This is a genomic window from Pseudomonas sp. GW821-FHT09E12 (genome assembly GCF_059416085.1).
This window is the reverse complement of the sequence record NZ_JBWKOM010000001.1, coordinates 110,525-128,792: the sequence shown is the minus strand read 5'-3', so window position 1 is coordinate 128,792 and position 18,268 is coordinate 110,525. Positions and strand designations below refer to the sequence as shown.

Here is an 18,268-nt window from a genome sequence, read left to right as displayed (position 1 = left end):
GGAAGAGCGGCGCCGGTTGGTCCAATCATTCTGCTTGACCAAGCGATTGGCGCGAAGGATCGACAGTTCGGAAAAAATTGCCTTCCTGCCGGGAAGGCCGGGACGATAAGCTTTCCCGGCCGCAGACTGACTACGCTAGCCGCAGGTGCCCCTTTGTCCAGAACCCACTCATGCAGCCACTGATCAATTACTTCAAGGTCGTGATCCAGCCGGGGGGCGCGGTGCTGCGCTTCGCCCTGCGTACCATCGCCGCCGGCCTGCTGACCCTGTACTTGGCGTTTATCTTCGACCTCGACCAGCCCAAGTGGTCGCTGATGGCGGTGATCATTGTCAGCCAGCCCCTGGCCGGCATGGCCCTGGCCCGCAGTTTCGGCCAGGTGGTCGGCACCACCCTGGGGGCCGCGGTGGCGGTGCTGATCATGGCGATCTTCCCCCAGGCGCCGCTGCCGTTCCTGGTCACCCTGGGCCTGTGGCTGGCGTTGTGCACCGCCGGCGGCACCTTGCTGCGCTACACCAGCTCCCAGGCGTTCGTGCTCAGTGGCTACACCGCGGTGGTGGTGGCGATGCTGGCGATCCCCGACCAAGGCAACACCCTGATGCTGGCCATTACCCGGGTCACCGAAACCCTGCTGGCGGTGGCCTGCGTCTGCGTGGTCAGCCTGCTGACGGCGCGGCCCGAGGCCGTGGCCCATGGTTACTTCGCCAAGATCGACCAGGTGCTCAAGTTGCTGGCGACCCACGCCGCGGCGGCGATTCGCACCGACGAAAGCGAGGCCGACTTCCACAAGCGGCAGATGCAGTTGCTGGGCGAGATCAGCGCCCTGGAAGGGTTGCGCCGCCACCTGTATTTCGACGCGCCGCGCTTGCGCAGCGCCGATGGCCTGGTGCAACTGCTGGGCAACCAGCTGGTGCTGCTGACCTCGCGCCTCACCGTACTGCGCCACCAGCGCGAACTGCTGCGGGCGCGCTGGGTCGGCGAGCTGCCGGAGGCGATCCAGCAACTGCGCGCCGACGAGCTGGCGTTTCTCGATGAACTGGCGCAGCACGGGCGTGCCTTGCCCGCCGCCTCGCGGCAGCAGTTCGCGCACTTGCAGCAGCGTTTCGACGAACAAGCGCGGCGTGCCGAGCGCGAGGCCGATGCCTTGCCCGCCACCCTGCGCTCCCTGGCCTGGGCCCTGCGCTGGGAACAGGCGCGGATGCTCAAGCAGCTCGAAGACATTCTCGAATTCAGCGATGCCATCCAGGACGGTCGCCAAGCCAGTTGCCTGTACCGCCAGGGCCGCTCAAACCCACTGCACCTGGACTGGCCGCTGGCGGCGATGAATGCGCTGCGGGCCTTCACCGCGCTGCTGGTCGCCGGGCTGATCTGGATCGAAACCGCCTGGGACGGTGCGCGTTCGAGCATGGTCCTGGTGGGCATTCTCTGTTCGCTGATGGCGACCTTCCCACGGCCCTTGGCGGCGGCGCAAAGCTATATGCGCGGCCAGGCCCTGGCGCTGCTGGTCTCGGCGGTCTACGTCTTCGCCCTGGTGCCCTTGATCGGCGATTTCGAATGGCTGGCGCTGTTGCTGGTGCCGCTGCTGTATACGGTCGCGGTGGGCCTGGCCAGCCCGATGACCGCCGGGATCGGCATGGGCCTGGGGCTGTCGAGCCTGCTGATGATCGGCCCGCAGAACATCGGCGCCTGGCAGAACAACGCCGCTCAGTGGTTCGAGTTCGCCGGGGCCTATGTCAGCGGCGGGGTGCTGTCGTTGCTGGTCTATGCGTTCATTTTCCCGTTCAACCCGGTGCTGCGCATTCGCCGCTTGTTCCGCGACACCCGCGAGCAGGTGTACGCCTTGCAGAAAACCACGGCCAGCGATGAGGAGCAGTTTGTCTTCGAGAGCCGCATGGTCGACCGCCTTACCCAGATGCTCGGGCTGTTGCCCGCCGCCGGCGACCGGGTTTGCGCCGAGCGTTTCGAGACCAGCCTGGCCTGCATGACCCTGGGCGTGGCGATGAACCAGCTCAAGCAGCAGAGCCTGGACAACCCCTGGCTGAGCGGCGCGGCCAACGCCGACCTGCAGCAGTTGCTGCGGTGGGTCGGGCGGTATGTGGCGGGGCGCCCGGGGCTGGATGTGGACCCACTGCTGGCGCGGCTGCGGGAGTTGGGCGACCACCTGGACCAACTGCACGGCGACGACCGGCCCCAGGCCCGCGAACAGCTGTGGTCGGTGTTCCGCATGCGCGTTTCGCTGCTGATCGTCGGCGCCTTCCTGGAGCGCTACCGCCCCATGCTGCAACCCACGGAAACAGGAGAGCCGGCCCTTGCCCATTGATTTCGAATTCGGCGGCGTCTACCTGCCGCCCATTGCCCAGGCCCTGTTGCTGGCCTTGCCGATTTTCCTGCTGCTCGACTGGGGGCTGCGGCGCCTCGGTGTATTGCGTTTCGTCTGGCACGAAGCGTTGTTCGAAGGGGCGCTGTATGCCTGCGTCTGCGCCACGGTCATTCTGTTGATGGGAAGCCTATGAATCTGAAAAACACCCTGGCCCGTTCGATCACCCTGGTGGCGGTAGTGCTGGCGCTGGTGCTGGGCTGGTTCGCCTGGGAGCATTACACCCGCGCGCCCTGGACCCGCGATGCGCGGGTGCGGGCCGATGTGGTGACCCTGTCGGCGGACGTCGCCGGGCGCATTGTCAGCCTGCGGGTGCAGGACAACCAGCACGTGGACAAAGGCCAGCTGTTGCTGGAGATCGATCCGGCGCAATATGCCCTGGCCGTGGAACATGCCAAGCGCTCGGTGGAAGTGGCGGTCGCCACCCTCGGCCAGTCCGAGGCGGCGATTGCCGCCAGCGCGGCGCAGCTCAAGCAGCGGCAAAGCGAAGAGCGCCGGCGGCGGACCCTGAAGCAGGGCTTTGCGATTTCCGGCGAGGAGTGGGAAAAGTCCAATACCGATGTGGCGGTGGCCCAGGCCGACCTGTTGCGCGACCAGGCCAACCTCGGCCTGGCCCAGGCCAACGTGCACCTGGCCCAGGCCGCGCTGAAGCAGGCCGAACTGGACCTGCAGCGCACCCGGGTCGAAGCCCCCGTCAGCGGCTACGTGACCAACCTGCAGACCCGCCAGGGCGACCATGCCGCTGCCGGCGCGGCCTTGCTGGCGCTGGTGGACAGCGCTTCCTTCTATGTCAGCGGCTACTTCGAGGAGACCAAGCTGCCGCGGATCGAGGAGGGCAGCGCGGTGCGCATCCAGCTGATGAGCGGCGAGAGCTTCGGCGGCAAGGTGCAGAGCATCGCCTTCGCCATTACCGACCGCGAGAACTCCCAGGGCAGCCGCCTGCTGGCCAACATCAACCCCAGCTACACCTGGGTCAAGCTGGCGCAGCGGGTGCCGGTGCGGATCGCCATCGACCCCGATTACCCGGACAAGGACAGGTTGCGCGCTGGCACCACGGCGACGGTGACGGTGTTGGAGTAGGTCGGGAAATGGCGGTGCCGGCGAGGGCGCCTATCGCGAGCTTGCTCGCGATGCTGTTCTATGGGCGAAAAAAAGCCCCGTGACCGAATGAGAACACGGGGCAAAAATTTGGTTGGTTGCGGCCAACCAAAGGAGCTCGGTTGAAGCCTTACTTGCTGGCCACCGTCTCAGGCTGCCAGCCGCCACCCAGGGCCTTGTAGATGGCGACGATGCCACGGTACAGGTCGACCTCGGCCTGGGCCTGGGAGTCTTCGGCGGCCAGGCGTTCGCGCTGGGCGTCCAGCAGCACCAGGAAGTCGACGGTGCCTTCGCGGTAGCGGATCTCTGCCAGGTCGGCCGCGGCGCGGCTCGACTCGCTCTGGCGAATCAGCGAGATCAGGCGTTGCTGGCGCTTGCCGTAGTCGCTGAAAGCGTTTTCCGACTCTTCCAGGGCCAGCAGCACTTGCTGTTCGTAGGTCGCCAGGGCGCCGTCGGCGTCGGCATTGGCGCCCCGCAGGCGGGCGCGCACGCTGCCCAGGTCGAAGGCCGCCCAGGTAATGCTCGGGCCCAGGGCCCAGGCATTGGCGGCCGAGGAGCCGATTTGCGAACCACGGCCGGCGGTGAAGCCGAGGAAGCCGCTGAGGCTGACCCGCGGGAACAGGTCGGCCTTGGCCACGCCGATCCGCGCGGTGGCGGCGGCCAGCTGGCGTTCGGCGCTGAGGATGTCGGGACGCCGCTGCAGCAGTTCGCCCGGGTCGCCGATCGGCAGGGCCTTGGCAATCGCCGGCAACTGCGCGGGCTTGAGATCGACACTGAGCTTGTCCGGACGCTCGCCCAGCAGGGTGGTGATACGGTTGCGCTGGCGCACCTGTTCGGCCTGCAGTTGCGGCACGCTGGCCTCTACCGCGGCCAGGCGCGCGTCGGCGCGAACCACGTCGAGCTGGTCGCCGACGCCGGCGTCACGCAGGCTTTCGGTGATCTTGCGCGACTCCTGCTGGTTGTCCAGGTTGGCCAGGGCGATCTTTTCCCGCAGTTGGGCGCCGCGCAGCTGGCCGTAGGCGTCCACCAGCTCGGCGATCATGGTGACTTGCAGCTGGTAGAGGTCGGCCTCGGCGGCCTGCTGGTCGGCTTCGCTGGCTTCCAGGTTGCGCTGGATGCGGCCGAACAGGTCCAGCTCCCAGGCCATGTCCAGGCCCAGGTCGTAGCGTTCGCTGTTGACCCGGCGGGTGGTCTGGCCGGGGATCTGACCCTTGGCCAGGTCGCTGCTGGCACGGCTGGTGATGGTCGGCATCGCATCGTTGCTGGCGTCGTCGCGGATCGCCCGGGCGGCCCGCAGACGGGCGAAGGCCACGCGCAATTCACGGTTGCCCTGCAGGGACTTTGTCACCAACTGGTTGAGCACCGGGTCGTCGAACTGCTGCCACCAGATGCCTTCGAAGCGCGCGCGGTCGAAATTCTTCTGGCCCGCGGCGCCATCGGCGGCGGCCGTGATGTGGGCCGCCTCGGTGGTCGGGGTCTGGTAGTCCGGGCCCACGGCACAGGCACTCAGGGCCAGTGCCAGCAAGCTCGGCAGGAAGACTTTCAGGCTCATTGTTGCGCCTCCAGTTTCAGGGCTCGGGTCGCTTTGCGGGCTTCGCTGCGCTCCACATAGTTGCGGATCAGGACGTAGAACACCGGGGTCAGCAGCAGGCCGAAGAAGGTCACCCCGAGCATCCCGGAGAACACCGCGACACCCATGGCATGACGCATTTCCGCACCGGCGCCGCTGGAGAACACCAGGGGCACCACACCCATGATGAAGGCGAACGAGGTCATCAGGATCGGCCGCAGACGCAGGCGGCAGGCTTCCAGGACCGCGGCCAGCGGGTCGAGGCCTTCTTCCTGCTTGTCCTTGGCGAATTCGACGATCAGGATCGCGTTCTTGCACGCCAGGCCCACCAGTACGATCAGACCGATCTGGGTGAAGATGTTGTTGTCGCCACCGGACAGGATCACCCCGGCGATGGCCGACAGCAGGGTCATGGGCACGATCAGGATCACCGCCAGCGGCAGGCTCCAGCTCTCGTATTGCGCGGCCAGTACCAGGAAGGCCAGCAGCACGCAGAGCGGGAAGACGAACAGCGCGGTGTTACCGGCCAGGATCTGCTGGTAGGTCAGCTCGGTCCATTCGTAGGTCATGCCGTTGGGCAGTTCTTCCTTGAGCAGTTTCTCGATCGCCGCTTCCGCCTGGCCGGAGCTGTAGCCCGGTGCGGCCGCGCCGTTGATTTCCGCGGTGACGAAGCCGTTGTAGTGCATCACGCGGTCCGGCCCCGAGGTATCGCTGACCTTGATGAAGGTCGCCAGCGGGATCATCTCGCCCTTGTTGTTGCGTACTTTCAACTGGCCGATCTGCTCGGCTTCGAGACGGAACTGCTGTTCAGCCTGGACGTTGACCTGGTAGGTACGGCCAAAACGGTTGAAGTCGTTGGCGTACAGCGAGCCCAGGTAGACCTGCAGGGTGTCGAAGATATCGCTGATGGCCACGCCGTGGGTCTTGGCCTTTTCCCGGTCGATAGCGGCATCGACCTGGGGCACGTTGACCTGATAGCTGGTGAACAGCCCGGCCAGTTCCGGCACGCTGCGACTCTTGGCGATGACGTTCTGCACTTCTTTATACAGCTCTTCGTAACCCATGCCGCTGCGGTCCTCGACCTGCAGGCGGAACCCGCCGATGGTCCCCAGGCCCTGTACCGGCGGCGGTGGGAAGATCGCCATGTAGGCTTCCTGGATATCGGCATACTTGCCGTTCAGGGCGCCGGCGATGGCCCCGGCGGACATGCTCGGGTCCTTGCGCTCGTCGAAGGGCTTGAGGGTCACGAACACGATGCCGTTGTTCGGGCTGTTGGTGAAACCGTTGATCGACAGGCCGGGGAAGGCCACCGCGCTTTCCACGCCCGGTTGCTTCAGGGCGATGTCGGACATGCGCTTGATCACGTCCTCGGTGCGGTCCAGGCTCGCGGCGTCCGGCAGTTGGGCGAAGGCCACCAGGTATTGCTTGTCCTGGGCCGGGACGAAGCCCATCGGCGTATGGGCGAAGCCGAACCAGGTCAGCACCATCAGGCCCGCGTAGAGGAACAGGGCGATGCCGCTGCCACGGATCACCCGGCGCACGGTGCCGACGTAGCCACCACTTGCGCGGTCGAAGAAGCGGTTGAAGGGTTTGAACAGCCAGCCACCCAGCAACCTGTCGAGGAACTTGGAGAAGCCGTCCTTCGGTGCGTGGTGATCCTTGAGCAATACCGCGGCCAGGGCCGGCGACAGGGTCAGGGAGTTGAAGGCCGAGATCACCGTGGAGATCGCGATGGTCAGGGCGAACTGCTTGTAGAACTGTCCGGTCAGGCCGCTGATGAAGGCTGCCGGCACGAACACCGCGCAGAGCACCAGGGCGGTGGCGATGATCGGCCCGGTCACTTCGCGCATGGCGCGCTTGGTGGCTTCCACCGGATTCAGGCCGAGGCCGATATTACGCTCGACGTTTTCCACCACCACGATGGCGTCGTCCACCACGATACCGATCGCCAGCACCAGCCCGAACAGAGACAGGGCGTTGAGCGAGAAGCCGAACAGGTGCATCACGGCAAAGGTACCGATCAGCGAGACCGGCACCGCCACCAGCGGGATGATCGAGGCGCGCCAGGTCTGCAGGAACAGGATCACCACCAGCACCACCAGGATCAGCGCTTCGAACAGGGTATGCACCACTGCCTCGATGGAGCCACGCACGAAGATGGTCGGGTCGTAGACGATGCTGAAGTCCATGCCTTGCGGGAAGCTCTGTTTCAGCTCGGCCATCTTGGCCCGCACTTCGTTGGAAATCTCGATGGCGTTGGAGCCAGGGCGCTGGAAGATCGGGATCGCCACCGCCGGCTGGTTGTTCAGCAGCGAACGCAGGGCGTACTGGTTGGAACCCAGCTCGACCCGGGCGATGTCTTTCAGGCGGGTGATCTCGCCGTTGTCGCCGGAGCGGATGATGATGTTCTCGAACTCTTCCTCGGTCACCAGGCGGCCCTGGGTGTTGACCGACAGCTGGAAGCTGGTGGCGCTCGGCGCGGGCGGGGCGCCCAGGGTACCGGCGGCGACCTGGCGGTTCTGCTCGCGAATGGCGGTGACCACGTCGGTGGCGGTCAGGTTGCGCGAAGCGGTCTTGTTCGGATCGAGCCAGACCCGCAGCGAGTAGTCGCCCATGCCGAACAGCTGCACATCGCCGACGCCGCCCAGGCGCGCCAGCTCATCCTTGATATTGAGGATGGCGTAGTTGGACAGGTAGAGCATGTCGTAGCGTTTGTCCGGCGAGGTCAAGTGCACGACCATGGTCAGGTCGGGCGAGGCCTTGTCCACGGTGATGCCGATGCGCGTCACCTCTTCAGGCAGCTTGGGCTCGGTGCGGGTCACGCGGTTCTGCACCTGCACCTGGGCGTTGTCCAGGTCGGTGCCCAGGGCGAAGGTGATGGTCAGGGTGATCTTGCCGTCGGCGGTGGACTGCGAGGACATGTAGAGCATGTTCTCGACCCCGGTGATGGCCTGCTCCAGGGGCGCGGCCACGGTTTCACCGATGACTTTCGGGTTGGCGCCCGGGAAGTTGGCGCGCACCACCACGGTCGGCGGTACCACTTCCGGGTACTCGCTGATGGGCAGCTGGAACAGCGAGATGGAGCCGGCGATCAGGATCAGCAGCGACAGCACCGCTGCGAAGATCGGCCGTGAAATGAAGAATTGGGAGAAATTCATCTTGAGTCTTTTCCCTTAACCGCGTGGAGTCGCAGCGCTGGCCAGTTTCGCAGCTGCTTCAGACGCGCCCTTGGCGGGGGCGACTTGAGGCAGGTTGCTGGCTTCCAGGGCCTTTCTTTGTTGCGCCAGGGCGGCGAGGGTTTCCTTGCTGGCCATCGGCACCACTTCAGGGCTGACCGGTGCGCCCGGACGGGCGCGCTGCAGACCCTTGACGATGATGGTGTCGTCCTTGTTCAGGCCGTTGCGCACGATGCGCAGGCCTTCGATCTTCGGCCCCAGCTCGACGGCGCGGTACGCCGGCTTGTTGTCGGCGTCCATCACCAGCACGAACTTCTTGCCCAGGTCGGTCCCCACCGCTTCGTCGTTGATCAGCACGGCGGAGTAGGTGCCGCTGCCCACCAGTTTCAGGCGCGCATAGAGACCCGGGGTGTAGCTGCCGTCGGCGTTGTCGAACACCGCGCGACCGCGGATGGTGCCGGTCTGCGGGTTGACCTGGTTGTCGACGAAGTTCATCTGGCCCAGGTGCGGGTGGCCTTCTTCATTGGACAGGCCGAGGTAGACCGGGGTGGTCTGGCCACGCTGGCCCTGGCGAGCGAGCTGGGTGTACTTGAGGTACACACGCTCGTCGGCGTCGAAGTAGGCGTAGACCTTGTCGGTGGAGACCACGCTGGTCAGCGGGGTGACATCGGCGGTCACCAGGTTGCCGGCGGTGATTTGCGCGCGGCTGACGCGACCGCTGATGGGCGCGCTGACCCGGGTGAAACTCAGGTTGAGCTTGGCCACGTCCAGTTGCGCCTGGATTGCGTCGACCCCGGCGCGGGCTTCCTGGGCGGCGCTGGTGCGGGTGTCGGCCAGCTCGGCGGAGATCGCGTTGCTGGTCAGCAGGCGCTGGCCGCGCTGGGCTTCATTGGCACTGCGGGTGGCGGTGGCCCGGGCTTGTTGCAGCTGGGCTTCCAGGCGGCGCACTTCGGCCTGGAACGGCCGTGGGTCGATCTGGAACAGCAGGTCGCCTTTTTTCACCAGGGCGCCTTCGGTGAAGGCCACCTGGTCGATCTGGCCGGAAACCCGTGGGCGGATCTCTACGGTTTCCGGCGCCTCGAGGCGCCCGGTGAACTCGTCCCATTCGTTGACCGGTTGCTCCAGCACCTTGGCCACACTGACTTTGGCGGCGGGCATGTTGGCGGCCGTTTGCGGCGCCTTGCCACAGGCGCTCATCACCAGCACAGCCAATAATGCGAGAGGGAAGCGTAAGTGTTTGAGTGACTGTTCCATGGATCATCCGCCAATGTATTTGAGATGGGCGGATGATGCTCGGCAGGGGTTGTATCGCACGAATCGAATGAGCCGAAGGTAACTATCATTCGGAATGATATAAGCGCGATGAAAGCCCTCTAGCATGCACCTTTCGTTAGGGTGCTATCAATTGCTTAAATGGAATTTCATTGTTTCCGCGATTGCAAGGGTCGGGCGGCGAGGGCGGTGACGGCATAAGGCGTTATCGCAAGGATTGTTGCGGTCTGCCCGGCAGGGAGGTGAGTGCTTTCATTACCAACTGCCATAGGGGATGCCGTACTTCTCTATATAGCGTTTGGACTCTTCACTGATCGGGTAGGCGTAACGGCCATTGGTTTTGCCTTGGCTCGGCCCTAAAGGCTCAACTTCGGCTTGGATGCGAGTGACTTTGATCGGGTGATGACATTCATCTCTTACCCAGACCTGGACAATGCGGTTGGTCGGTTTCGGCGGCGCCTTCGGCGGGGCTCTGGTTGGGATTGGCGGGCCGTAGAAGATTGGGCATCGGCCCGGGTCCGTTGCTGGCCATGACGGGTCCTGGTTCAAGCGAAAGGGTCGCTGGAAACCGTACCGGGAATGCTGGGGCAGGGATTTAGGAGGATTCTGCAAGAGGCTGGGCAGTGGCTGATTCGGTTGTAGGGCTGATGCAGAGCCCCCCAGATCGCCAGACAGTTTTTTACTCTCTAGCAACCACAAAAATCATAATTTCGGCATTTCCCGCCTTCTCCCAGAATGCGTCCTACACCGCCCACGGCTGCCTACGTGGGATCACTCAACAGGGCGCAGACATGACAACCCATAAAACAATAATCGACACGCTTGTAGTGGGCGCCGGCCAAGCCGGCGTGGCCATGAGCGAACACCTGAGCCGCCTGGGCGTACCGCACCTGGTGCTGGAGCGCAACCGCATCGCCGAAGCCTGGCGCAGCGGGCGCTGGGATTCGCTGGTGGCCAACGGCCCGGCCTGGCACGACCGCTTTCCGGGCCTGGAATTCGAAGGCCTGGACCCCGATGCCTTCGCCGGCAAGGACCAGGTCGCCGACTACTTCGAAACCTACGCCCGTAAATTCAACGCACCGATCCGCACTGGCGTCGAAGTCAGGAAGGTGGTGCGCAACACCGCCCGCCCGGGCTTCACCGTGGACACCGGCGACGGGGTGATCGAAGCCCGGCAAGTGGTGGTGGCCACCGGTCCGTTCCAGTGCCCGGTGATCCCGCCGATCGCCCCGCAGGATCAGCGTGTGCTGCAGATGCACTCGGCGGCCTACCGCAATCCGCAACAGCTGCCCGAAGGCGCAGTGCTGGTAGTGGGCGCCGGTTCGTCAGGGGTGCAGATCGCCGATGAACTGCAACGCGCCGGCAAGCAGGTCTATCTCTCGGTCGGGGCCCATGACCGTCCGCCGCGGGCCTACCGCAACCGTGATTTCTGCTGGTGGCTGGGGGTGCTCGGCGAGTGGGATGCCGAGACCATGCAGCCGGGCAAGGAGCACGTGACCATCGCCGTCAGCGGCGCCCGTGGCGGGCATACCGTGGACTTCCGCCGGCTGGCCCACCAGGGCATGACCCTGGTCGGCCTGACCAAGGCATTCGATAACGGCGTGGTCAGCTTCGAGGCCAACCTGGCCGAGAACATTGCCCGCGGCGACGAAAACTACCTGGCGCTGCTCGACGCCGCCGATGCCTACATCGCCCGCAACGGCCTGGACCTGCCGCAAGAGCCCGAAGCCCGGGTGATGCTGCCGGACCCGCCGTGCCTGACCCAGCCGATCCTCGAGCTCGACCTGGTCAAGGCCAACGTCGCCACCATCATCTGGGCCACCGGTTATTCGGTGGACTACAGCTGGCTGCAGGTCGATGCCTTCAAGGACAACGGCAAGCCTCGCCACCAGCGCGGCGTGTCCAGCGAGCCCGGGGTCTATTTCGTCGGCCTGCCGTGGCTGTCGCGGCGCGGCTCGGCGTTTATCTGGGGCGTGTGGCACGACGCCCGGCACATCGCCGAGCACATCGTCAAACAGCGCATCTACTTCGATTATCGCGATGCCGCGCAGCGCCAAGCCGAGCGCGAATCCGCCACTCAACCCGCCAGCCGCATGGGAGCCCGCTGATGCCTACTCATACCCGCATCCGGATGTTCAACACCAAAGACACCTACCCGAACCAGAGCCTGGACAACGACCTGTGCCAGGCGGTGCGCGCCGGCAACACCGTGTATGTGCGCGGCCAGGTCGGCACCGACTTCAATGGCCAGCTGGTCGGCCTCGGCGACCCGCGGGCCCAGGCCGAGCAGGCCATGCGCAACGTCAAGCAACTGCTGGAAGAGGCTGGCAGCGACCTCAGTCATATCGTCAAGACCACCACCTACCTGATCGACCCGCGTTACCGCGAACCGGTCTACCAGGAGGTCGGCAAATGGCTCAAGGGCGTGTTCCCGATCTCCACCGGACTGGTGGTCAGCGCCCTGGGCCAGCCGCAGTGGCTGATGGAAATCGACGTGATCGCGGTCATCCCCGAATAAGGAGTTCGCCATGACTTTCTCCATCGTCGGCCGCTGCGCCGAAACCGGCCAGCTGGGCATTGCCATCAGCTCGTCGAGCATCGCCGTCGGCGCCCGTTGCCCCTGGCTGCGCAGCGGCGTGGGCGCGGTGTCGAGCCAGAACATTACCTTGCCGGCCCTCGGCCCCCAGGTGCTCGACGGCCTGGGCGAAGGCCTGGAGCCGGCGCAGGCCCTGGACCAGGCGCTGACCCGCAACGGCTACAGCCAGTACCGCCAGGTGGCGGTGGTGGATGCCCGGGGGCGCACGGCGGTATTCAGTGGCAACCACGCACTGGGCATTAACAATGCCGTGGTCGGTGAGCAATGCGTGGCGGCCGGCAACCTGCTGGCCAACAGCGCAGTGATCGAGCGCATGGTCGAGGCCTTCGAAAGCAGCGAAGGCTGCCTGGCGGCGCGGCTGCTCAGCGCGTTGCAGGCCGGGCAGGACGCCGGGGGCGAGGCGGGCGCGGTGCATTCGGCGGCGCTGTCGGTGGTCGGCGAGCTGGTCTGGCCGATCGTCGACCTGCGGGTGGACTGGGCCGAGGCCAACCCCATCGGCGAGCTGCACAGGCTCTGGAGCGCCTACGAGCCACAGTTGCAGGATTACCTGACCCGCGCCCTCAATCCGACCCTGGCGCCGAGCTACGGAGTGCCGGGCGATGAATGAGCTGCGCAGCCGCGCCTTGCTGGCCAGGCTGGTGGGCTTTGCCACGGTCAGCCGCGATTCGAACCTGGCCTTGATCGAGTTCGTACGCGACTACCTGCACGGCCTGGGCGTGAGCTGCGAGCTGATCTACAACGCCGAGCGGACCAAGGCCAACCTGCTGGCCAGCATCGGTCCGGCGGTGGAAGGCGGCATCGTGCTGTCCGGACACACCGACGTGGTGCCGGTGGACGGCCAGCCCTGGACGTTCGAACCCTTCAGCCTGACCGAGCGTGACGGCAAGCTCTACGGGCGCGGCACTGCCGACATGAAAGGCTACCTGGCCTCGGTGCTGGCCGCGGTGCCGCTGTTTCTCGAAAGCCCGCTGCGCCGGCCGGTGCACCTGGTGTTCTCCTATGACGAGGAAGTCGGCTGCCTCGGCGTGCGCAGCCTGCTGGAAGTGCTGCCACAGCGCATCCCGCAACCGGCGCTGTGCCTGATCGGCGAGCCCACCGAGCTTAAACCGGTGCTCGGCCACAAGGGCAAGCTGGCCATGCGTTGCCATGTGCACGGCGCACCGTGCCACTCGGCCTATGCGCCTTATGGGGTCAACGCCATCGAGCAGGCGGCGCGGCTGATCGGCCGGCTGGGGGAGATCGGCCGGCGCCTGGCGGCCCCGGAGCATCACGACGCTCGCTTCGACCCGGCGTTCTCCACCGTGCAGGTCGGGGTGATCCAGGGCGGCACGGCGCTGAATATCGTCCCGGCCGACTGCCGCTTCGACTTCGAGGTGCGCGCCTTGCCAGCCTTCGAACCCCGGGCGGTGGTGGACGAACTGCAAGGCTATGCCGAACAGGAACTGTTGCCGGCGATGCAGGCAGTCAAGGCCGATACGGCGATCCGCTTCGAAGCGATCTCGGCTTATCCAGGTTTGGCGACTGCTCCCGAAAGCGCCGCCGCGCAACGGGTGGCGCAACTGTGCGGGAGCGATGCCTTCGGCACCGTGGCCTTTGGCACCGAAGGCGGATTGTTCGACCAGGCCGGCATCCCGGCGGTGGTCTGCGGCCCCGGCAGCATGGACCAGGGCCACAAGCCGGACGAGTTCGTCAGCGTCGAGCAGATGGCGGCCTGCGACCGGCTGATGGACCGCCTGGCCGAATACCTCTGCAAGCATTGATAACGATTTTTCAATAAGAACAAGGAATCCGCGGTGAAAGATTTCAACGAGTGGACAGCCCTGGCGCAGCGCCAACGCCTGATCGACAGCGCCTTTATCGACGGTGAGGCGTGCCAGGCCGAGAGCGGCGCGCGCTTCGATGTGGTCAACCCGGCCACCGAGAAACGCTTGGCTCAGGTGGCCGCCTGCGGCGCGGTCGAAGTCGACCGGGCGGTGCGCAGCGCCCGCCGTGCGTTCGAGCAGGGCCCCTGGGCGAGGATGGCGCCGGGCGAGCGCAAGGCGATTCTGCTGCGCCTGTCGCAGCTGATGCTGGAGCACCGCGACGAACTGGCCTTGCTCGATTCCCTGAGCATGGGCAAGCCGGTGATGGATGCCTGGAATATCGATGTGCCGGGCGCGGCCCATGTATTTGCCTGGTACGGCGAAAGCCTCGACAAGCTCTATGACCAGGTGGCGCCGAGCGCCAGCAATGTCCTGGCGACCATCACCCGGGTGCCGCTGGGGGTGATCGGTGCGGTGGTGCCGTGGAATTTCCCGCTGGACATGGCCGCCTGGAAGCTGGCCCCGGCCCTGGCCGCCGGCAACAGCGTGGTGCTCAAGCCGGCCGAACAGTCGCCGTTCTCGGCCCTGCGCCTGGCCGAGCTGGCCATCGAAGCCGGCCTTCCCAAGGGCGTGCTCAACGTGGTGCCGGGCCTGGGCGAGGAGGCCGGTCGCGCCCTCGGCCTGCACATGGAGGTGGATGCCCTGGTGTTCACCGGTTCCACCGAGGTCGGCAAGTACTTCATGCAGTACGCCGCGCAATCGAACCTCAAGCAGGTCTGGCTGGAGTGCGGCGGCAAGAGCCCGAACCTGGTGTTCGCCGATTGCCAGGACCTGGACCTGGCGGCCGAGAAAGCCGCGTTCGGCATCTTCTTCAACCAGGGCGAAGTCTGCTCGGCCAACTCGCGCCTGCTGGTGCAGCGCTCGATCGCCGATGGGTTCATCGAGCGCCTGGTGGCCAAGGCGCACCAGTGGCAGCCGGGCAATCCGCTGGACCCGGCGAGCCGGGCCGGGGCCATCGTCGATGCGCGCCAGGCGCAGCGCATCAAGCAGTACATCGAGCAGGCCCAGGCCGAGGGCGCGCAGTTGGTGTGCGGCGGTCGGCAACTGAGCATCGACGGTTCGAGCAACTTCATCGAGCCGACCATCTTCACGGGCGTGACCGCCGACATGACCCTGGCCCGCGAAGAGGTGTTCGGCCCGGTGCTGGCGATCACGCTGTTCGACGACGAAGACCAGGCGGTGGCCCTGGCCAATCAGCACATCTATGGCCTGGCCGCTTCGCTGTGGACCGACGACCTCAATCGCGCGCATCGAGTGGCGCGGCGGCTGAATGCCGGGACGGTGTCGGTGAATACCGTCGATGCGCTGGATGTCACCGTGCCCTTTGGCGGCGGCAAGCAGTCGGGCTTTGGCCGCGACCTGTCGCTGCATTCGTTCGACAAGTACACCCAGCTGAAAACCACCTGGATTCAACTGCGCGGCTGAGGCCCCGAAGCGCGGCACCGATCTTCAAAAAAATAGAACAACAAGACGGAGCAACCGATGAACAGCAATGCAAGCGTGCAAACCGGCGCCCTGGCGCCGCCCGCGAGTCGCAAGAAACTCGGCCTCACCGCGCTGTTGGCGGTGGCCATCGGCCTGGTGGTCTCACAAGGCGTGATGGTGCTGATGCTGCAAGGTGTCGGCATCGCCGGCCTGGGCTTTATCGTGCCCCTGGGCCTGGCCTACCTGTTGGCCCTGAGCTACGCCTGTTCGTTCTCCGAACTGGCGCTGATGATCCCCCGCGCCGGCAGCCTGAGCACTTACACCGAGGTCGCCATCGGCCAGTTCCCGGCGATCCTGGCGACCTTTTCCGGCTACATCGTGGTAGCGATGTTCGCCTTGTCGGCCGAGCTGTTGCTGATGGAGTTCATCATCGACAAGGTCTACCCGCACTCCATGCCGCCGCTGACCGTGGCCCTGGGGGTACTGGCGCTGTTCACCGTGCTCAACCTGTTCAACATCGACATCTTCGCCCGCCTGCAGACGGTGCTGGCGGTGGTGATGACCGTGGTCCTGCTGGTGATGGGCCTGAGCGCGATGAACAGCGACATCGTCGCGCCCAACCCGACGCTGTTCGACAGCGCCCACTGGAACCCCCTGGGCCTGGGCGTGGTCGCCCTGACGGCGATGGCGGTCTGGGGCTTCGTCGGCGCCGAGTTCGTCTGCCCGCTGGTGGAAGAAACCCGGCGTCCGGAGCGCAATATCCCGGGCTCGATGATGCTCGGCCTGACCATCATCTTCGTGATCATCAGCCTGTATGGCCTGGGCGCCTTGCTCACCGTGCCCCAGGCGGAACTGGCCAGCAACGGCCTGCCGCATTACCTGTTCGCCACCACGGTGTTCGGCGAGGCGGGCAAGGTGTTCCTGGTGACCGCCGCGATCACCGCCACCTGCAGCACCCTCAACAGTTCGCTGGCAGCGATCCCGCGCATGCTGTTCGGCATGGCTCGCAATGGCCAGGCCTTTGGCGTGTTCAAGCGCCAGGGCAAGCGCACCGGCGCGCCCTGGGTGGCGGTGCTGTTTATCGCCGCGGTCACTGGCCTGCCGTTGCTGCTGATGCACGACCATGCCGATGCGATCAACCAGCTGTTGCTCTCGGCGGCCCTGGCCTGGCTGCTGGCCTACATCATCACCCACGTCAATGTCATCGCCCTGCGCCGGCGCTACCCGCAGGTGGCGCGGCCGTTCCGCACGCCGTTCTACCCCTTGCCGCAGGTGTTCGGCATCGCCGGCATGCTGTTTGCGATCTGGAACGTCTCGCCCAGCCCGGAGATGACCTTTTCGATTTTTGCCTACGCAGGTCTCGTGCTGCTGATCGTCTCGATCATCGCCGTGCTGTGGATCAAGGGCGTGATGGGCAAGCCACTGTTCAAGCCGGAGCCGCTGGCCAGCGTGCTCGGCACTCTCGATAAAAACCCGCAAGGAGACTCGCAATGACCGTTCAGATCAAACCCGTGCGCAGCACCGGCGACTACCAGGCCGCGGATGCCGCGCACCACATTCATGCGTTCCTCGATCAGAAGGCGCTGAACGCCGAAGGGCCGCGGGTGATCGTGCGCGGTGAGGGCCTGGCGCTCTGGGACAACGACGGCAAGCGCTACCTGGACGGCATGTCGGGCCTGTGGTGCACCAACCTCGGCTACGGCCGCAAGGACCTGGCCGCCGCTGCCAGCCAGCAGCTCGAGCAACTGCCGTACTACAACATGTTCTTCCACACCACCCACCCGGCGGTGGTCGAGCTGTCGGAGCTGTTGTTCAGCCTGTTGCCCGCGCACTACAGCCACGCGATCTACACCAACTCCGGCTCCGAGGCCAACGAGGTGCTGATCCGCACCGTGCGCCGCTACTGGCAGATCCTCGGCAAGCCGCAGAAGAAAATCATGATCGGCCGCTGGAACGGCTACCACGGCTCGACCCTCGGCGCCACGGCGCTGGGCGGGATGAAGTTCATGCACGACATGGGCGGGGTGATCCCGGACGTGGCGCACATCGACGAGCCGTACTGGTTCGCCCACGAAGGCGACCTGACCCCGGCCGAGTTCGGCCTGCGCGCTGCGCGGCAGCTGGAGGAGAAGATCCTCGAACTGGGCGCCGAGAATGTCGCGGCCTTCGTCGCCGAGCCCTTCCAGGGCGCCGGCGGCATGATCTTCCCGCCAGAAAGCTACTGGCCGGAAATCCAGCGCATCTGCCGCCAGTACGACGTGCTGCTGTGCGCCGATGAAGTGATCGGCGGTTTCGGCCGTACCGGCGAGTGGTTCGCCCACCAGCATTTCGGCTTCGAGCCCGACACCCTGTCGATCGCCAAGGGCCTGACCAGCGGCTACATCCCCATGGGCGGTCTGATCCTCTCCAGGCGCATGGCCGAGGTGCTGGTGGAGCAGGGCGGGGTGTTCGCCCACGGCCTGACCTATTCCGGCCACCCGGTGGCGGCGGCGGTGGCCATCGCCAACCTCAAGGCCCTGCGCGACGAAGGCATCGTCAGCCGGGTCAAGCACGAGACCGGGCCGTATCTGCAGCGCTGCCTGCGCGAGGTGTTCGACAACCATCCGTTGATTGGCGAAGTGCAGGGTGCAGGTCTGGTCGCCGCCTTGCAGTTCGCCGAAGACAAGGCCAGCCGCAAGCGCTTCGCCAACGAAAACGACATGGCCTGGCGTTGCCGCACCATCGGCTTCGAAGAGGGCCTGATCATCCGCTCGACCCTGGGCCGGATGATCATGGCCCCGGCCCTGGTGGCCAGCCACGCCGACATTGATGAACTGGTCGACAAGACCCGTACCGCCGTAGACAGGACCGCCCGCGAATACGGTCACCTGTAAGCCCAAAGCGGCCGGCGCGCG

13 protein-coding genes and 1 pseudogene are annotated in these 18,268 nt (G+C 65.7%); 10 read left to right on the top strand and 4 right to left on the bottom strand.

Features of this window, described 5'->3' with window-relative positions; translation table 11 throughout:
• Window positions 1-170 precede the first annotated feature (170 nt).
• The 3 genes from AC07PQ_RS00495 to AC07PQ_RS00485 are packed head-to-tail and all read left to right on the top strand — an operon-like array spanning window position 171 to window position 3,455.
• The gene (locus tag AC07PQ_RS00495; protein ID WP_493184791.1) at window positions 171-2,318 is read left to right on the top strand and encodes an FUSC family protein; all 2,148 of its coding nucleotides are present in this window, start codon (window positions 171-173) and stop codon (window positions 2,316-2,318) included.
• The gene (locus AC07PQ_RS00490; RefSeq protein ID WP_007924845.1) at window positions 2,308-2,511 is read left to right on the top strand and encodes a DUF1656 domain-containing protein; all 204 of its coding nucleotides are present in this window, start codon (window positions 2,308-2,310) and stop codon (window positions 2,509-2,511) included. Before AC07PQ_RS00495 ends, AC07PQ_RS00490 begins: the two co-directional genes overlap by 11 nt.
• Entirely contained in the window at window positions 2,508-3,455 is a 948-nt protein-coding gene (locus tag AC07PQ_RS00485) for an HlyD family secretion protein (RefSeq protein WP_493184792.1), read from the top strand. Before AC07PQ_RS00490 ends, AC07PQ_RS00485 begins: the two co-directional genes overlap by 4 nt.
• Before the next feature lie 148 nt (window positions 3,456-3,603).
• On the opposite strand, the gene AC07PQ_RS00480 is transcribed toward AC07PQ_RS00485, so the two are convergent.
• The 4 genes and pseudogenes from AC07PQ_RS00480 to AC07PQ_RS00465 form a co-directional block, all read right to left on the bottom strand.
• Window positions 3,604-5,025 (bottom strand): efflux transporter outer membrane subunit, encoded by a 1,422-nt coding sequence (locus AC07PQ_RS00480; protein ID WP_493184793.1) that lies wholly within the window; start codon window positions 5,023-5,025, stop codon window positions 3,604-3,606.
• Complete coding sequence (locus tag AC07PQ_RS00475) at window positions 5,022-8,201, bottom strand: efflux RND transporter permease subunit (protein ID WP_087090685.1); 3,180 nt, start codon at window positions 8,199-8,201, stop codon at window positions 5,022-5,024. Before AC07PQ_RS00475 ends, AC07PQ_RS00480 begins: the two co-directional genes overlap by 4 nt.
• Window positions 8,202-8,216: 15 nt before the next feature.
• Window positions 8,217-9,473 carry a multidrug efflux RND transporter periplasmic adaptor subunit MexE gene (mexE, locus tag AC07PQ_RS00470; RefSeq protein ID WP_007924837.1) on the bottom strand — a complete coding sequence of 419 codons (1,257 nt, stop codon included), beginning with the start codon at window positions 9,471-9,473 and terminating at the stop codon, window positions 8,217-8,219.
• Between the two features lie 273 nt (window positions 9,474-9,746).
• Window positions 9,747-9,926, bottom strand: a pseudogene (locus tag AC07PQ_RS00465) (DUF2931 family protein); the annotation flags it as partial.
• 356 nt (window positions 9,927-10,282) lie between these two features.
• Between AC07PQ_RS00465 and AC07PQ_RS00460 the strand changes: the two are divergent.
• The 7 genes from AC07PQ_RS00460 to AC07PQ_RS00430 are packed head-to-tail and all read left to right on the top strand — an operon-like array spanning window position 10,283 to window position 18,247.
• Entirely contained in the window at window positions 10,283-11,599 is a 1,317-nt protein-coding gene (locus tag AC07PQ_RS00460) for a flavin-containing monooxygenase (RefSeq protein ID WP_007924835.1), read from the top strand.
• Window positions 11,599-12,009: a RidA family protein gene (locus tag AC07PQ_RS00455; protein WP_007924833.1), complete on the top strand. Its 411-nt coding sequence runs from the start codon at window positions 11,599-11,601 to the stop codon at window positions 12,007-12,009. Before AC07PQ_RS00460 ends, AC07PQ_RS00455 begins: the two co-directional genes overlap by 1 nt.
• 10 nt (window positions 12,010-12,019) lie before the next feature.
• Window positions 12,020-12,694 carry a DUF1028 domain-containing protein gene (locus tag AC07PQ_RS00450; protein ID WP_493184794.1) on the top strand — a complete coding sequence of 225 codons (675 nt, stop codon included), beginning with the start codon at window positions 12,020-12,022 and terminating at the stop codon, window positions 12,692-12,694.
• The gene (gene argE / locus AC07PQ_RS00445; RefSeq protein WP_493184795.1) at window positions 12,687-13,847 is read left to right on the top strand and encodes an acetylornithine deacetylase; all 1,161 of its coding nucleotides are present in this window, start codon (window positions 12,687-12,689) and stop codon (window positions 13,845-13,847) included. Before AC07PQ_RS00450 ends, argE begins: the two co-directional genes overlap by 8 nt.
• A gap of 33 nt (window positions 13,848-13,880) precedes the next feature.
• Window positions 13,881-15,374, top strand: a complete 1,494-nt coding sequence (locus AC07PQ_RS00440; protein ID WP_493184796.1) for an aldehyde dehydrogenase — start codon at window positions 13,881-13,883, stop codon at window positions 15,372-15,374.
• A gap of 57 nt (window positions 15,375-15,431) precedes the next feature.
• A complete protein-coding gene (locus AC07PQ_RS00435; RefSeq protein ID WP_007924825.1) occupies window positions 15,432-16,868 on the top strand; it encodes an APC family permease in 1,437 nt (478 codons plus the stop codon).
• Window positions 16,865-18,247, top strand: coding sequence for an aspartate aminotransferase family protein (locus tag AC07PQ_RS00430; RefSeq protein WP_101338148.1), 1,383 nt, complete (start codon window positions 16,865-16,867; stop codon window positions 18,245-18,247). Before AC07PQ_RS00435 ends, AC07PQ_RS00430 begins: the two co-directional genes overlap by 4 nt.
• The last annotated feature ends 21 nt before the right edge of the window (window positions 18,248-18,268 follow it).

Bases quoted from the DNA above. Each gene is read 5' to 3' on its own strand.
- AC07PQ_RS00495 (WP_493184791.1), top strand. From the start codon at position 171: ATGCAGCCACTGATCAATTACTTCAAGGTCGTGATCCAGCCGGGGGGC.
- AC07PQ_RS00485 (WP_493184792.1), top strand. From the start codon at position 2,508: ATGAATCTGAAAAACACCCTGGCCCGTTCGATCACCCTGGTGGCGGTA.
- AC07PQ_RS00480 (WP_493184793.1), bottom strand. From the start codon at position 5,025: ATGAGCCTGAAAGTCTTCCTGCCGAGCTTGCTGGCACTGGCCCTGAGT.
- AC07PQ_RS00475 (WP_087090685.1), bottom strand. From the start codon at position 8,201: ATGAATTTCTCCCAATTCTTCATTTCACGGCCGATCTTCGCAGCGGTG.
- mexE (WP_007924837.1), bottom strand. From the start codon at position 9,473: ATGGAACAGTCACTCAAACACTTACGCTTCCCTCTCGCATTATTGGCT.
- AC07PQ_RS00460 (WP_007924835.1), top strand. From the start codon at position 10,283: ATGACAACCCATAAAACAATAATCGACACGCTTGTAGTGGGCGCCGGC.
- AC07PQ_RS00455 (WP_007924833.1), top strand. From the start codon at position 11,599: ATGCCTACTCATACCCGCATCCGGATGTTCAACACCAAAGACACCTAC.
- AC07PQ_RS00450 (WP_493184794.1), top strand. From the start codon at position 12,020: ATGACTTTCTCCATCGTCGGCCGCTGCGCCGAAACCGGCCAGCTGGGC.
- argE (WP_493184795.1), top strand. From the start codon at position 12,687: ATGAATGAGCTGCGCAGCCGCGCCTTGCTGGCCAGGCTGGTGGGCTTT.
- AC07PQ_RS00435 (WP_007924825.1), top strand. From the start codon at position 15,432: ATGAACAGCAATGCAAGCGTGCAAACCGGCGCCCTGGCGCCGCCCGCG.
- AC07PQ_RS00430 (WP_101338148.1), top strand. From the start codon at position 16,865: ATGACCGTTCAGATCAAACCCGTGCGCAGCACCGGCGACTACCAGGCC.